At 49.3% G+C, this 15,849-nt stretch carries 12 protein-coding genes; all 12 read left to right on the top strand.

The window, feature by feature from the left end; genetic code table 11:
- The first annotated feature begins 15 nt into the window (after nt 1-15).
- The 12 genes from mutS to B4V02_RS11215 all read left to right on the top strand — a co-directional run bounded on the left by mutS (nt 16) and on the right by B4V02_RS11215 (nt 15,841).
- The gene (gene mutS / locus B4V02_RS11160) at nt 16-2,850 is read left to right on the top strand and encodes a DNA mismatch repair protein MutS (protein WP_094154816.1); all 2,835 of its coding nucleotides are present in this window, start codon (nt 16-18) and stop codon (nt 2,848-2,850) included.
- A gap of 67 nt (nt 2,851-2,917) precedes the next feature.
- Nucleotides 2,918-5,119 (top strand): DNA mismatch repair endonuclease MutL, encoded by a 2,202-nt coding sequence (gene mutL, locus B4V02_RS11165; RefSeq protein ID WP_094154817.1) that lies wholly within the window; start codon nt 2,918-2,920, stop codon nt 5,117-5,119.
- A gap of 12 nt (nt 5,120-5,131) precedes the next feature.
- Nucleotides 5,132-5,983: a class I SAM-dependent methyltransferase gene (locus B4V02_RS11170; RefSeq protein WP_094154818.1), complete on the top strand. Its 852-nt coding sequence runs from the start codon at nt 5,132-5,134 to the stop codon at nt 5,981-5,983.
- Nucleotides 5,967-6,947 (top strand): tRNA (adenosine(37)-N6)-dimethylallyltransferase MiaA, encoded by a 981-nt coding sequence (gene miaA, locus B4V02_RS11175; protein WP_094154819.1) that lies wholly within the window; start codon nt 5,967-5,969, stop codon nt 6,945-6,947. Before B4V02_RS11170 ends, miaA begins: the two co-directional genes overlap by 17 nt.
- 20 nt (nt 6,948-6,967) lie before the next feature.
- Nucleotides 6,968-7,213, top strand: coding sequence for an RNA chaperone Hfq (hfq, locus tag B4V02_RS11180; RefSeq protein WP_094154820.1), 246 nt, complete (start codon nt 6,968-6,970; stop codon nt 7,211-7,213).
- Between the two features lie 185 nt (nt 7,214-7,398).
- A complete protein-coding gene (locus tag B4V02_RS11185; protein WP_094154821.1) occupies nt 7,399-10,059 on the top strand; it encodes a penicillin-binding protein 1A in 2,661 nt (886 codons plus the stop codon).
- Nucleotides 10,060-10,223: 164 nt separating this feature from the next.
- The gene (locus B4V02_RS11190) at nt 10,224-10,781 is read left to right on the top strand and encodes a ribonuclease FAU-1 family protein (RefSeq protein WP_007430688.1); all 558 of its coding nucleotides are present in this window, start codon (nt 10,224-10,226) and stop codon (nt 10,779-10,781) included.
- Nucleotides 10,778-11,473, top strand: a complete 696-nt coding sequence (locus B4V02_RS11195; protein WP_167383754.1) for a YdcF family protein — start codon at nt 10,778-10,780, stop codon at nt 11,471-11,473. Before B4V02_RS11190 ends, B4V02_RS11195 begins: the two co-directional genes overlap by 4 nt.
- Before the next feature lie 114 nt (nt 11,474-11,587).
- The gene (locus B4V02_RS11200; protein WP_094154822.1) at nt 11,588-12,571 is read left to right on the top strand and encodes an AAA family ATPase; all 984 of its coding nucleotides are present in this window, start codon (nt 11,588-11,590) and stop codon (nt 12,569-12,571) included.
- A 120-nt stretch (nt 12,572-12,691) separates the two neighbouring features.
- Nucleotides 12,692-13,978, top strand: a complete 1,287-nt coding sequence (hflX, locus tag B4V02_RS11205; RefSeq protein ID WP_010345913.1) for a GTPase HflX — start codon at nt 12,692-12,694, stop codon at nt 13,976-13,978.
- Nucleotides 13,979-14,090: 112 nt separating this feature from the next.
- Nucleotides 14,091-15,344 (top strand): methionine gamma-lyase family protein, encoded by a 1,254-nt coding sequence (locus B4V02_RS11210; RefSeq protein ID WP_094154823.1) that lies wholly within the window; start codon nt 14,091-14,093, stop codon nt 15,342-15,344.
- Between the two features lie 83 nt (nt 15,345-15,427).
- Nucleotides 15,428-15,841 carry a MerR family transcriptional regulator gene (locus B4V02_RS11215; RefSeq protein ID WP_007430683.1) on the top strand — a complete coding sequence of 138 codons (414 nt, stop codon included), beginning with the start codon at nt 15,428-15,430 and terminating at the stop codon, nt 15,839-15,841.
- The last annotated feature ends 8 nt before the right edge of the window (nt 15,842-15,849 follow it).

The following is a 15,849-nucleotide window of genomic DNA, read 5'->3' on the forward strand; positions in this document are numbered from 1 at the left end:
GGGGGTTAGCAGACGATGTCCAATTATACACCGATGATTCAGCAATATTTATCTATAAAAGAGCAGGCCAAAGACGCATTTTTGTTTTTTCGCCTGGGAGATTTTTACGAGATGTTTTTTGACGATGCCATTCTTGCATCCAAAGAGCTGGAAATTACACTTACAGGTCGTGAGGGTGGCGCCACGGAAAAAATTCCGATGTGCGGCGTGCCTTACCATTCGGCGGAAAATTACATACAGCGCCTTATTGAGAAGGGCTATAAGGTAGCCATCTGTGAACAAATGGAAGAAGCCTCAGCTACGAAGGGAATGGTACGGCGGGATATCGTCCGCGTTGTGACTCCGGGTACGGTCATGGAAGGCAAGGCGCTGGGCGACAAGTCCAACAACTACATGGTCTGTGTTACGGAGACGGACGGGATGCTGGCATTGGCGGCGTGCGACTTGTCAACAGGTGAGCTGTATGTGACCTCCGTGCCAGATTCGAAAGAATGGCTGCTGGATGAAATCAACATTTATGAGCCATCCGAAATGCTAGGGGACGGTCATCTGCTCGATTTCGTGACGTCCCGTCTGTCGCCCGTTGGGCGGCGTGTTGTCTATACCGCTTGGGACAAGTCCAAGGATGATCTTGTGCGAGATCAATTTGGCGAGGCTGCGTGGGCAAGGCTTACAGAAGAACGCAGACAGTGTGTATCGCGTCTGATTGCTTATTTGAATGAAACGCAAAAAAGATCGCTCGGCCAGTTAACCCAAATCTCGGTGTATGAGCCGAACCATTTTATGATTTTGGATCCATTTACCCGTAGGAACCTGGAACTGGTGGAGACGGTCCGTGAACGCTCGAAGAAAGGCTCGCTGCTGTGGCTGCTGGATCGGACGGAGACATCGATGGGAGCGCGTCTGCTGCGTCGCTGGATCGACAAGCCGCTGCTGAACAGTCATATGATCGAGGAGCGGCTGGAGGCAGTGGACAGGCTATACCATCAGTTCATTTTCCGTGAAGATGTGCGTGCTCAGCTCAAAGAGATTTACGATCTGGAGCGACTGGTTGGACGAATTGCCTTTGGCAGCGCTAATGCACGCGATCTGATCGCTCTTAAGCTGTCGCTGGCCCGGATTCCGGGTTTGCGCGAACTGTGCGCCGAATCGCCTTCACAGACGCTGAGACGAATTGCCCAAACGCTGGATAGCTGTACAGATTTGTGTGCGTTGATCGAGGAAGCGGTAGCGGATGAACCGCCAATCTCCGTAAGGGACGGGGGGATCATTAAGGAAGGCTACCATCAGCGTCTGGATGAGCTGCGGGAGGCGAGTGTGAACGGCAAGCGCTGGATCGCCGAGTTGGAGGCCAAGGAACGTGCTGCAACGGGCATCCGGTCGCTCAAAATCGGATATAACAAAGTATTTGGTTATTATATCGAGGTGACCAAATCCAATTTGGCCTCATTACCGGAAGGGCGGTATGAGCGCAAACAGACGCTGGCGAATGCGGAACGGTATATTACACCAGAGCTGAAGGAAAAGGAATCCTTGATTTTGGAAGCTGAAGATAAAATGGTCGATCTGGAGTACACGCTTTTCTCCGAGCTGCGCAGTAAGCTGAACGCTGAAATTCCCCGTCTGCAAAAGCTGGCAGAGCAGGTAGCTGAAATTGACGTATATCAGTCCATGGCATCCGTGAGCGCAGAGCGCGGCTTTGTGAAGCCTGAACTGACAACGGGCTACGATTTTGTGGTCGAGCAGGGACGGCATCCCGTTGTGGAGGCTGTAATGAAGGATGGCAGTTTTATCGCCAACGGCACTGCATTGGAGGAATCGGATGCGCATATTTTACTGATCACGGGTCCAAATATGGCTGGTAAAAGTACGTATATGCGTCAGGTTGCACTCATTGCAATTATGGCTCAAATTGGTTGCTTCGTCCCGGCTGCACGTGCAAAAGTACCGATGCTGGACCGTATTTTCACACGTATCGGCGCAGCGGATGATCTCATCGGTGGGCAGAGTACGTTTATGGTGGAAATGGCTGATATCCAAGTGATGACGGACAAGGCAACCCCGCGAAGCTTGATCATTATCGATGAGCTGGGACGCGGTACGTCCACAAGTGAGGGGATGGCGATTGCGCAGGCGGTTATCGAATTTGTCCATGATATCATCGGCTGTAAAGCACTGGTGTCTACGCACTTTCATGAGCTGGCTCATTTGGAGCAAAGTCTGTCCTCGCTGCGGAATTATTCCATGGCAGTTCAGGAAAGCGGCGACAAGGTAAATTTCCTGCGCAAGCTCATACAGGGCGCGGCTAGCAGCAGCTATGGCATTTATTGTGCCCGCCTGGCAGGGCTGCCAAGTAACATTATTGAGCGTGCAAATGGGCTATTGCATGGCTTTGAACAAGCGGCAGCCCAAGTAACGGCAGGCACTGAGAACGTAGCGGGAGCGAAGGAAGCAACAGCCCATCGTACACGCTCAGGGACAGGAGCCGCTTCTTCTCTGAACACGGAGAACCGGGACAATTCACCCCAGATGTTGCGAGAACAGGGAGCAGCTGCATCACAAGCCCAGCCTTTATCGCAGCAAGCCACCCTTGTAAAAGAGGATACTGTACAGGCTGCGGAAGATTCCAGTGTGTTAGAGCAGGGGGCGACCGGAGTGATACAGCTGTCTATTTTCGGAGAGCAGGAGCTTGCTCCCGTTAAGTCGCAGTCCGAGTCAGAGACGGCTGAGGCTAATCCGGTTGTACGCCAAATTTTGCGCAAGGTGAAAAATGCTGATGTCATGAACATGACTCCCTTGCAGGCGATGCAGCTGTTAAACGAATTAAAAAACAAGGCCAACGGCCTGTAGTAAAATAAATGACGTGATTAGTTTCTTGTTTTTCATCACACTTTGAAGTCAGGAGGAGGTGCAAAGGATGTCTAAAATTCGGGTACTGGATGAGCATATTGCGAACCAGATTGCTGCTGGCGAGGTTGTGGAACGTCCGTCCTCCGTCGTGAAGGAACTGGTGGAAAATGCGATTGATGCAGGCGGTACGCGTGTAGACGTATCTGTTGAAGAAGGCGGGCTGCAAAGTATCCGGGTTACGGATAACGGCAGCGGTATTGAGCCTGAAGACGTGGAAACGGCGTTCTATCGCCATGCAACCAGCAAAATCGGACATGGCCGCGATCTGTTTCAGATTACGAGTCTGGGCTTTCGGGGTGAGGCGCTTCCGAGTATCGCCGCTGTATCGAAAGTGGAGCTGCTTACGGCAGCCGGAGACGATGGGCGTGCGCGTAAATTGGTGATTGAGGGCGGCAAGCTGATGCTTCACGAGGATGCGGCCGCCCGGCAAGGCACGGATTTTACCGTTCGGGAGCTTTTTTATAATACGCCGGCACGGCTGAAATATATGAAAACGATCCAGACGGAGCTGGGGCACATTTCGGATGTGCTGTACCGGATGGCGCTCTCACACCCGGAAGTTGCGTTTACCTTGCGACATAACGGCAATACATTGCTGCAAACGCTGGGCAATGGAGATTTGCTGCAGGTGATTGCCGCGATTTACGGAACTTCTGCGGCGAAGTCCATGCTGCCGCTGGAAGGAGAGAGCCTCGATTACCGCATTAGCGGCTTTGTCAGTCGACCGGAGTGGACCAGATCGAATCGGAATGCGATTTCAACCGTAGTGAATGGTCGCTTTGTGCGCAGCTACGGGCTCAATCAGGCGCTGCTTAAGGCATATCATACGTTGCTGCCGATTAATCGTTTTCCGCTGGCAGTGATCCAGCTGGAAATGCATCCTTCATTGGTGGATGTTAATGTTCATCCCGCCAAGCTGGAGGTGAGGTTCAGCAAGGAGACCGAACTGTTTCAGCTGGTTGAGGATTCGATAAAAGCTGTTTTGGGGCAGCAGGTGCTGATTCCGAAGGCCGTCAAGCGCGAAATCGGCGGCAAGGATAGTGGCTCGTTTGTACAGGAGCAGTTTCACTTTTCGAAGGGACATGATACTGGATATGATACGGGAAATAGAACGGAAGGTGCTGTTTCTTCCGGCGAAGACCGGGGACTGGCAGAGCCGCTTTCCGTGGCCTCTCTAAAGGGGCAGGACCCGCGTCAATCCAATCGTTTGAACGGGAATGAAGAGAACCGCAGGGTTAGCTCGGAGCGTGAACAACGTACGCGCAGGGAGGGTGTAACTGCCATTGACCGGGCAAGCGCTCTTTCAGGGACAAGTGTCAGCGATGAGGAATTGAATGCAGATTTTGTGGATGAAAACAATGGGAGCGGAGGTATGTCACTCCCTGGTGCTCATAGGCAGTCGTCCGGTGCTCAAGAGGTGCAAGGAGACGAGGCTGCAGTAGGCACATCTTCTGTTTACAGCGAAGCTGCTCAGGAAACGGCCGCTTCTGCCGCCTATCGCTCTTCTATGGCTCCGAGTGCAGGAAATGCTGCGGACTCGCGCTATTTCGCCGACGAGAAGCCTCGTCAGCCACGCCTGAATGCCGAGCAGCTGGCAGCGATGTCTGGTGAAGCTCCCGAGCTGCCTACTTTTCCTGAGCTGAATTTGATCGGTCAGCATCATGGAACTTATCTGATTGCGCAGAACGATCAGGGCTTGTATTTAATTGATCAGCATGCTGCGCATGAACGGGTCAATTACGAGTTTTATTATGAGAAATTCGGCAATCCCGAGTCCGTATCGCAGGAACTCCTCCTGCCGATTACACTCGATTTTACGCCTTCTGAGACGGAAAAGTTAAAAACGAGGCTACACTGGTTTGAACAGGCGGGAGTGTACTTGGAGCATTTTGGCGGTCAAACCTTCCGTGTCAGCTCTTATCCATATTGGCTCCCGAAAGGGGAAGAAGCGGATGTCATTGAGGAAATGGCCGGATGGGTACTGGAGGAAAAAGCCATTGATCTTGCCAAGCTGCGCGAGGCGGCCTCGATTATGTGTTCCTGCAGAGCTTCGATTAAAGCCAATCAGAAGCTGACCGATCGACAGGCTGTCGTCCTGCTGGAGCGTTTGGCAGCGTGCAAACAACCGTACACTTGCCCCCATGGGCGTCCTATCGTCGTTTCCTTTTCCACATATGATTTGGAGAAGTTGTTTAAAAGAGTAATGTAAGGGAGTATAAATATGTTGCAGGATTGGGAAAACCGTGAAGAAGAAAAGCAGATGACGCTTCGTGAGCAGCAAGCTGAATTACTGGTGACGACAGGGGATGCTCCCTCGGCTGAGGTTGTGCAGCGAGCGGAGCTGCTTGCAGCCGAGCTGGGGGTGCTGTACGCCCCCCGTCGTGGCATATCAGTAGCTAAGCTAATCGCTGCTCATAGAGTCCGTCAGGCTCTGGTACTGGTGCAGGGTGGAGTGAGGCTGATTGGCCCGGAGCAGACAACGATGGCTTTTCACCCGAGTATGGGCTTCATTCGTGCCAAGCGGGTATTAAAAGGTGAGCCTGATCCGATGTTGACTGCCGCCAGGCTCGTTCCGGGCGATACCGTGCTGGATTGTACCGCAGGACTCGGAACGGATTCCCTCCTGTTTTCCATTGGAACGGGAAGTTCTGGACAAGTAACGGCTGTGGAAAGTTCTTTTCCCGTCTATGCGTTAATCAAGGATGGAATGAGGCATTACCGTTCCGGTAACTCCGCGGTGGATGAGGCATTTTCCAGCATTGATGTTTGTTTTGGTCACCATCTGGACTTTTTGCGCAGCTTGCCGGATCGCAGTATAGATATTGTTTATTTTGACCCGATGTTCCGTGATCCGTTGCTCGATTCCAGCGCAATCGGTCCATTGAGAGGGTTGGCTAACCCGGACGCATTAGCTGAGGAAAGCATTGTTCAGGCCAAGCGGATTGCACGGAAAACAATTGTATTGAAGGAAAAACGGGGCAGCGGGGAATTTGCCCGCCTCGGCTTCCGTGTGGAGCAACGGGGCACAACGAAAACAGTGTACGGAGTGATTGATATTGACAGCGGGATCTAAGCCTAAATTACTTGTTCTTGTTGGCCCGACTGCAGTCGGCAAGACGAAACTAAGCATTGAGATGGCACGGCAATGGGACGCGGAAATTATTTCCGGTGATTCCATGCAGGTGTACCGTCATATGGACATTGGAACAGCCAAAATTTCCAAACAGGAAATGGAAGGAATCAAGCACCATTTAATTGATATTCATGAGCCTGAATACCCATATTCAGTAGCTGCATTTCAGGAAGATTGCCGTCGCCTCATACCGGATATTCATTCCAGAGGAAAATTGCCGTTTATCGTAGGCGGAACAGGTTTATACGTGGAATCGGTCTGCTATGAATACCAGTTTTCCGAGGTAGGAGCTGATGAAGCTTTTCGTCAGGAACAGCTTGATTTTGCCGAACAGTTTGGGGCCGAAGCGCTTCATGCGCGACTGCAGGCGGTTGATCCCGAAAGTGCGCTTCGTCTGCACCCTAATGATCGTCGTCGTGTCGTTCGGGCATTGGAAATTTACCATGTTAGCGGAAGGACACTTAGCTCGCAACTGGCCAGTCAAAAGAAGGAGTCTCCCTACCAATTGTGCATCGTAGGTTTGACAATGGATAGGCAAATGCTTTATAAACGTATTGAAGACCGAATCGACGGGATGCTCGATCAAGGGCTTGTTGCTGAGGTAGCCTCCTTAATAGAACGGGGAGTGCGAAGCGATGCCATCTCCATGCAAGGTCTAGGCTATAAAGAGATATCCTCCTACCTGCGGGGAGAGGTGTCTTTGGAAGAAGCGGTGACTTGGCTAAAACGGGATACGCGTCATTTTGCGAAGCGACAGCTCTCGTGGTTTCGCCATATGAAGGATATCCAGTGGGTAGATGTCACTGATTTCGGAAATTTTTCTGCTCATGCAGCCCAAATACACGAAATTATAGCAGGAAAGTTCCGAACAGACCTTGAATATACTTCAAAACAATCCAAATGATTATTGGGGGTACGGCTAAAATGAACAAGTCTATTAATATCCAAGATACGTTTCTGAATCAATTGCGGAAGGATTCTATACCTGTCACGGTATACCTCATCAATGGATTTCAGGTGCGGGGAACGATTAAGGCCTTTGACAATTTCACAATTGTTATTGATTCCGATGGGAAGCAACAGCTGATTTACAAGCATGCTATATCCACCTTTACACCGCAACGTAATGTATCGCTTGTACAGCAACAGGATCATATCGGCGATAACTGATTAGAGGCTTGACGGTCGCCAGGTTGATGAAACTTTTCGAGCGTCCGTCTCGTCTAACTGTATAGGAATGTGACCGAGAGCAACCTGAACAGGGTTGTTCTTTTCATTCCGTTTTGATTTCATGTTACCGAAAGCAAGGTACATGTTCGGCAACATATGATTATTCGCGAAAGGGAGTCAGGGGAATGCCAAACGATTCATTGTCCAGATCCGGCAATCGCAATAGAAACACACCTAAAGAGAAGCCGAAGGGCAAGAAAAAGAAAATTACAGGTAAGCGAATTGGATGGACGCTGTTTATTACGGCAGCGTTAGCCATATTCTGCGCACTTGCCGGATACTTGTTCGTCATGGTCAATGGCGAGCAGATTTACAAAGCCAACAAGGATAAAATTAACGTGAATGGGACATCGAAGGTTTATGACCGCAACGGTGTGCTTATGGGTGAGCTGTCTGTACAAAAAAGCGATCCTGTCACAAGTGAAGAAATTCCGGATTTGCTTAAAAAAGCTTTTGTAGCAACGGAGGATAAACGATTTTACGAGCATCAGGGTGTCGATATTTGGTCCATTGGGCGGGCGGCTGTCAAGGATATCGTAGCCCGTTCAGCGGTGGAGGGCGGCAGTACGCTGACCCAGCAGTTGGCCAAAAACCTGTTTTTGTCGCGTGACAAAACCTTTTTCCGTAAAGCGACCGAGGTATCTATTGCCATGGCTTTGGAACGGAATTTGACAAAAGATGAGATTATCACACTTTATCTAAACCGGATTTGGTTTGGACGTTCGTATTCCGGTATTAAAGCAGCATCGGAAGGTTATTTTGGAGTGACAGATTTAAAACAATTAAAGTTGTGGCAGATTGCTACACTGGCCGCCATTCCGAAAGGACCTTCCAAATACAATCCGATCAGTAACCCGGAAGACTCGAAGGCCCGGCGTGCGGTGGTTCTTCAGCTGATGTTCGAGCAGGGGATGATTGGCAAGCAGGAGATGGAAGCAGCCAAAGCTGTAAATTACGATTACAAGCAGCCGGAAAAAGTGCAAAAGTATCAGAATTTTATGGAATATGTGATGAATGAGGCAGAGGATGCCTTGCCAGGAGTCAGCGGGAATGATCTGATCATTGGCGGTTATCAAATTCATACGACCATGGATGCTCAGGCTCAAAATGCACTGGATCAGGCGATGGCAGATGATGATATGTTCGAAAAAAGCCCGGACGATCAGCCTGTTCAAGCCTCTATGGTTATTATTAACAACCAAACGGGCGGAATAGCCGCAATGGCACCCGGACGGGATTACAAGAGGGGAACCTTTAACCGTGCAACACAAAGCCGCAGACAGCCAGGCTCGGCCTTTAAACCTATTGCGGCGTATGCGCCGGCTCTCGAATCCGGCAAATTTACGATGGATACCCCTTTAAGTAACGAACGGCAGAGCTTTAATGGGTACAGCCCGAAAAACTTGCATGGTTACTCTTCGACCATCAGTATGACCGATGCGATTACAAAGTCTGAAAATATCCCGCCAGTATGGTTGCTGAACCAAATCGGCGTGGAAAAAGGGGTTCAGTTCGCGGAAAGCCTGGGCATTCCGATGGATAAGAATGATCACTCGCTTGCTATCGCATTGGGTGGATTAAGCAAAGGGACAAATACCCTTGAAATGGCACAGGCGTACAGCGCTTTTGCCAATAAGGGACAATTCCAAAAGGCTTATTCCATTAAGCAAATTAATAATAGTGATGATCAAGTGATTTATACTCATGAAGAGGCATTCAAGCCTGTAATGAGTGAGAAAACAGCTTATGAAATGACACAGATGATGCAAAATGTAGTCAATAGTGGCACAGGCCGCAAAGCGCGTATTGACTGGCCTGTAGCCGGTAAGACAGGTACGACGCAAAGTGGAATCAGCGGTAACAGCGGCAACCGGGACATCTGGTTTGTCGGTTATACGCCGGAGTATACCGGAGCCGTATGGATGGGATATGACAAGCCTGACGGCAAGCATATGCTGAGGAACTACAGCGGACAGTCGGCAGCCTTTTTCGGCAGAGTCATGGGCGATGCGCTCAAGGGACATCCGGTTACGCAATTCTCTCAGCCGAAGGGATATGAGCCGCCGGTAGTTGAGAAACCGGTTGAGACTGTTCAGGCTACTGCTCCAAGCGGTTTGAACGGATCTTATAGTCAGGATACGCAAATTGTATCTCTATCATGGACTGCATCGGCGGGTGATAATGTACAATATCGTGTGTATCGCAAAGGGTCTTCCGATCCAGACTTTACGCCGATTATGGAGGCAATGAAGGGCACAAGCGGTGAAGATACGTCTCCTGTGCCAGGAAATACGTATGAATATTATGTAGTCGCTTATGGACCGGATGGTAAGGAATCCGAACGTTCCAATACAATTAGTGTGGAAGTTCCGGCAGACACCACTCCGGTGGATCCACAACAGGGAACTGATCCGAATCAGGATGGAACCTTACCGGACAACGGTGGAGTTACAGATGGCCAAAATGGTACGGATCAGGGAAATACAAATCCTGGTGGCGCCGATAACGGCACTGGCACGGATCAAGTTCCGATGACTCCTGGGGATACCAGTGGAAATGGCACTGGGGGTACAGGCAACGACAATGGAAGCTCCGGTAACGGAATTGATACGAACCAGGGGAATGGTCAGACAACTATACCGGATACAGGGACTGTCAATGGTGAGACAACGGTGAATCCGAATGATATCAGTACATCTACTACAGGAACCCTGGGGGATGGAGGTCAGGAAAACAATTTCAACGACCATTCGAACTCCAATCGTGGACACCGCAACCGGAATTAGTAACTTCGCTTTATGTAAATTGGCTTGTTTTTAACCTTAAGGTATTTTCAGACCGTTTTACGGTCTGAGAATACCTTTTTTTGTTGTAGCTTGGGGTCTCTTTTTTGAGTGTACAGTTTAAATATGGTAAGCTGGTTTTACCAATGTTGGAGAGGAACATCATTATGAAGCGCAAATTCGGAGACCGGGCCAACTGGCGCAGAATAACGAATCGCAAGTTTGCTTGCCGCTATGTAGAAAGTGACGCGTTTACAGGATATGTGACCCTGTATACCATTTTGAGTCTCAAGGAGCCGTTATGGAAAAGCTACGGTGGTCATACGTTTTGCATAGCCGATAAAGGTTATTCCTGGCTGCAGTATTATCCAAAAGGTGAGCATTATGTGGTGACAGCTATGTTTGACAATCGGGAGCAGATCGTGGAATGGTACATTGATACCTGCCGAAATCAGGGTGTAACCGATCAGGGTGTCCCTTGGTTTGACGATTTGTATCTGGATGTCGTGGTGCTCAAAAATGGTGAAATCTTCTTGGTGGATGAGGATGAGCTGGAGGAAGCGCTACAACGCGGGCATATCTCAACGCAAGAGGCAGAATTGGCTAATCGTACAGCGGCTGATGTGCTACATCGGATAGATGCCCACATGTTCCCCTATTTTAAAATGTCGCTGAAACACCGTGCGGAATGGTTTCATAACGGTGATTTCAAAAGGGATCGGTGAATGTTTTGCAGTGGATGGGTAACATCGGGCCAAAATGCCCTGATCCTCAGAATAGGCCAAGTCGCCCGGGGAAAAGATGTATCTTGCTCAAGCGTCTCGTACTTTGCTTGCTGATGGTTATATTGATCGGATTGGTATGGGCAGGTTTCCGAGTTTGGAACATGAATACAGCCGCCTCTACCTCTCCGCTCCAGCAAGCACAAATCGGAATCGTGCTGGGGGCTTCCATGTGGGGTGCAGAGCCAAGCCCCGGATTAAAGGAGAGGCTGGAAGAAGCCTTGCGGCTATACCGCAATGGGACCGTCAAGCGTCTGATTGTAAGTGGAGGGCTGGATAAGCCTGATTTTCCGTATACAGAGGCCGAAGGAATGCAACGCTATCTGGTAGAAAGGGGTATCCCTGTCCAGCATATTGTACTGGAGAACCATGCTACCAGCACCTACGAAAATTTGCTGTATAGCCAGCGAATCATGAGAGAGTATGGCTGGACCTCGACTGTGATCATTACACATAGCTATCATGGCCCTCGCGCGCTGGAGATCGCTCAATTTTTGAATTTCGCTCATCCTCAGATGGCTCTGACGGAATCCAGAGTATTGAATATGCCGCTTCATCAATCGAGAGAAGTATTGGCTTACGCTAAATGGACGCTGCAACGGTGGTGGATCAGCGCTCAAACTTGGCTGGCCTGAACGGGGAGGAATGCCCTGTGTGCATTCCGTTGCTTTTGTGCTAATAAGGACATGCCGGACCGAATACATTAATAGGGTAAGCTGTGCCTGAAGAAATGTTGAGGTGATGGATGCATGAACGGACGGGGAATTGCCGCGGGCAAGCGGTCGGAGGAGAGACCTTCCAGACAAATCAATGTCGTGCTGCGTAGCCCGGAGCCGACAGCTTCGGTGATTGTGGACGAAAAGGAAGCAGCAGCTTCAACCAAGTCGCAGGCGCTACCGCAGTATCTCAGTCTTTATCAGGAAATTCAGAAAGAGCTCGATCATCTCGTTGGCTTGGATAACATCAAAGACCTGGTATTTGAAGTATATGCTTTTCTGCAAATCACCCATATGCGCACGGATGCGGGATTGCTGAGTAATGCCCATGTATATCACATGATTTTCAAAGGAAATCCAGGTACGGGGAAAACGACGGTAGCCCGCATTATCGCTAAAATGCTGCAAAAAATGGGAGTACTGAGCAAAGGTCATCTGATTGAGGTGGAAAGAGCTGATCTGGTAGGGGAGTATATTGGGCACACAGCGCAAAAAACGCGGGATCTGGTTAAAAAATCTCTAGGCGGTGTGCTGTTCATTGATGAGGCCTACAGCTTGGCACGCGGAGGGGAAAAGGATTTCGGCAAAGAGGCGATTGATACCTTGGTAAAGGCTATGGAAGACCAAAAAAATCAATTTATTTTGATTCTCGCTGGGTATTCAGGAGAAATGGACTTTTTTTTGCGAACAAATCCAGGTCTGCCTTCTCGCTTTCCGATCCAGCTGGATTTTCCCGACTATACCGTCGATCAGCTTATCCAAATTTCCGAGATGATGGCTAAGGAACGGGATTATATTCTTATGCCCCAATCCATACTCAAAATGAAAGAGCATTTGCTGAACGAGCGCAATGACAGTCTTCATGCATTCAGTAATGCGCGTTATGTCCGTAACGTGATTGAAAAAGCGATTCGGCATCAGGCCGTCAGACTCCTCAATCAGTACAGAAGCGGGCAGCCCGGAAAGCAAGAATTGATGACGCTGCGGCCAGAGGATTTGAAATTGGACAAAAGATAGGCGATAATAGGAATCTGAATCTCTGAATCACATCGAATTGCACGACATTGAACGGGGCCGGCCTGAATATCAGGTCGGTCTCTGTTCGAGGGTTGATATGAAAATAAAGGAGCAAACAATATGGCGAACTCCACTCATGATACACAAACCGAAATGCAGGACAAGGCGGTACTGGTCAGTCTGATTACAGATGAAGTCAAACGTTCTGGCATCAATACGGAATATTCGCTGGATGAGCTGGTGAAGCTGGCTGAGACAGCGGGAGTTGAAGTGCTGAGCGTCCTGACCCAGAATAGGGAGACCAAAGACTCCAAATGGTTTATTGGTAAAGGTAAAGTAGAGGAATTACGTGCGGTTGCCGAGGAATTGGGAGCGAATACAGCTATTTTTGACCAGGAGCTATCGGGAGCTCAGGTACGAAATCTGGAAGAAAGTCTGGATCTCAAGATTATTGACCGGACACAGCTTATTTTGGACATTTTTGCCCAGCGTGCGAAAACGCGTGAAGGCATTATTCAGGTTGAGCTGGCACAGCTGTCATATTTGCTGCCGCGTCTGTCCGGACACGGTAAGAACCTGTCACGGCTCGGGGGCGGAATCGGAACGCGTGGTCCTGGTGAAAGCAAGCTGGAAACAGACCGTCGTCATATCCGTGACCGTATCAGTGATCTGAAACGCCAGCTGGAAGAGGTGACCCGTCACCGCTATTTGCACAGGGAGCGCAGACAAAAGAGCGGTATTGTACAGGTAGCGCTGGTCGGCTATACCAATGCGGGCAAATCAACGCTGTTAAAGCAACTGACGGCTGCTGACGTATATATTGAAAACCAGCTGTTTGCAACGCTGGACCCTACTTCCAGAACGATGGAGCTGCCGAGTGGCAAAGAGGTTATTCTTACAGATACGGTCGGATTTATTCAAAATCTGCCACATGATTTGGTAGCTTCCTTCCGGGCTACTCTGGAGGAAGCTAATGAAGCTCATCTTATTTTACATGTCGTGGATGCTTCTTCCGATATGCGTGACGAACAGATGAAAGTTGTAGAGACGATCTTGCAACAGCTGGGTGCTGCGGACAAGCCTCAGATTGTATTATTTAACAAAAAAGATGCTTGTACCCCTGAGCAGTTGGAAATGCTTCCTTCCGGGGAGGGATATTTAAAAATCAGTTCATTTGATGAAGGGGATTTGCTGCGCATCCGTGAGCTGGTTCAAGAGCATTTGAGCGGTGATACACTGAGATTCCGTATTCCTGCGGGACGTGGCGACCTGACATCGGTGCTTTATCGTATCGGGGATGTGCTGCTGACGGAGTATGACGGCAATGACGTCATATATGAGGTGGAAATTCAAAGAGGCGAGTATGAAAAATATGGTCATGCGCTTAGTGAGTTCACAGAAGCTTAACATCTGATGACGTTTTTGGGTCAATAAAATGATAAGGATCATCGTTCAAAGCGAACAATAATATAACATCAATAGCCTAAGGCTGCGTAAGAGAGAGGGTCAAGAGGGGAAAATGGTAGTTTTCAGTCCGGAAATTCAACAAATTCAGGGAATGGTAGAACAAAAAATACAGGAACGTATACGGCATATAGATCAGATTGTAGATACAAATCAGTGGAAGGTTATTCAGTCTTTTCAGCGGAAGCAAGTAAGCGATTTTCATTTTGCAGGTTCTACCGGATATGCATACAATGACCGGGGACGTGAGGTGCTGGAGGAGGTCTATGCCGATGTATTCGGTGCGGAGGCAGCGTTGGTGCGTCCGCATTTTGCTTCGGGCACTCATACAATCGCCACTGCTTTGTTTGGTGTGTTGCGTCCGGGAGATGAACTGTTGTATATCACCGGGCGGCCTTATGATACGCTGCACAAGGTGATTGGCAAGCCCGGCGACGGAACAGGATCATTACAGGATTTTGGTGTTACCTATGGAGAAACAGCATTAACAGCAGAAGGCAAAGTGGACTGGGAAGCGGTAGAGGCCGCAATCCATGCCAATACCAAGGTGGTCGGTATCCAGCGCTCTCGCGGCTACGATTGGAGAGCTTCCTTTAGTGTAGCCGACATTGAGGAAATGACAGCGCGTGTTAAGGCGATAAAACCGGACGTTATTGTCTTTGTGGACAATTGCTATGGCGAATTTACAGAAAAGCAGGAGCCGACTCAGGTCGGGGTCGATTTGATGGCAGGTTCACTAATTAAAAATCCCGGTGGCGGCATTGCCGAAACCGGTGGGTATATCTGTGGTAAACAAGAGTATGTGGAACTGGCAGCCTATCGACTAACAGCACCAGGAATTGGCGGAGAAGTAGGAGCCATGTTGGGGACCACGCGAGGTATCTTTCAGGGCTTATTCCTCGCTCCAACACTGGTCGGGCAGGCAGTTAAAGGCAGTGTATTTGCAGCTGCGGTTTTTGAAGAAATGGGCTTTGAGACTAAGCCGGCTTGGCATGAGGAGCGCACGGATTTGATTCAGGCCATCTCTTTTAGCGGACCAGAGCATCTCATTGCTTTTGTGCAGGGAATTCAGCGCGCTGCCGCCGTGGATAGCCATGTGGTACCTGAGCCGTGGGATATGCCGGGCTACGAGCATCCGGTTATCATGGCGGCCGGTACATTTATACAAGGGGGAAGTTTGGAGTTATCTGCAGATGCACCGATTCGTGAACCTTATATTGGTTACATGCAAGGGGGCTTAACCTACTCTCATGTGAAATATGGAGTGCTTATGGCCCTGCAAACGATGAAAGATCGTAAATTATTGTGAGTTTTTCTAACATGTCATTGACACTTTGCATCAGCTAAATGTACAATAAGGTGAATAAAAGATCACTGGAAGGTTGATGACAAATGGGCGATGAAATTCGCAGAAATATGGCCTTATTTCCAATAGGTATTGTCATGAAGCTAACGGACTTGTCAGCACGTCAGATTCGTTATTATGAGCAGCATAACTTGATAGTTCCTGCCCGTACATCGGGAAACCAACGCCTTTTTTCTTTTAATGACGTCGAGCGACTGCTTGAAATCAAGGCGTTGATTGAAAAGGGTGTTAACATTGCGGGAATTAAACAAGTCATGAATCCGGTCACCAAAGAATCGGAGGAGGCTACGGTTATTACTGCAGACACGGAAGTCAAACGCCGTGAAATGTCTGATACTCAGCTTCACCGCTTGTTGAAGCAACAGCTTGTGGCAGGCAAAAGACCAGGACAGGTATCCCTGATCCAAGGTGAACTATCACGGTTTTTCAATAAAAGATAATACTGTAT

Origin of the sequence: Paenibacillus kribbensis, assembly GCF_002240415.1 — a bacterium.
In the GTDB taxonomy this organism is placed as follows: Bacteria; Bacillota; Bacilli; order Paenibacillales; family Paenibacillaceae; genus Paenibacillus; species Paenibacillus kribbensis.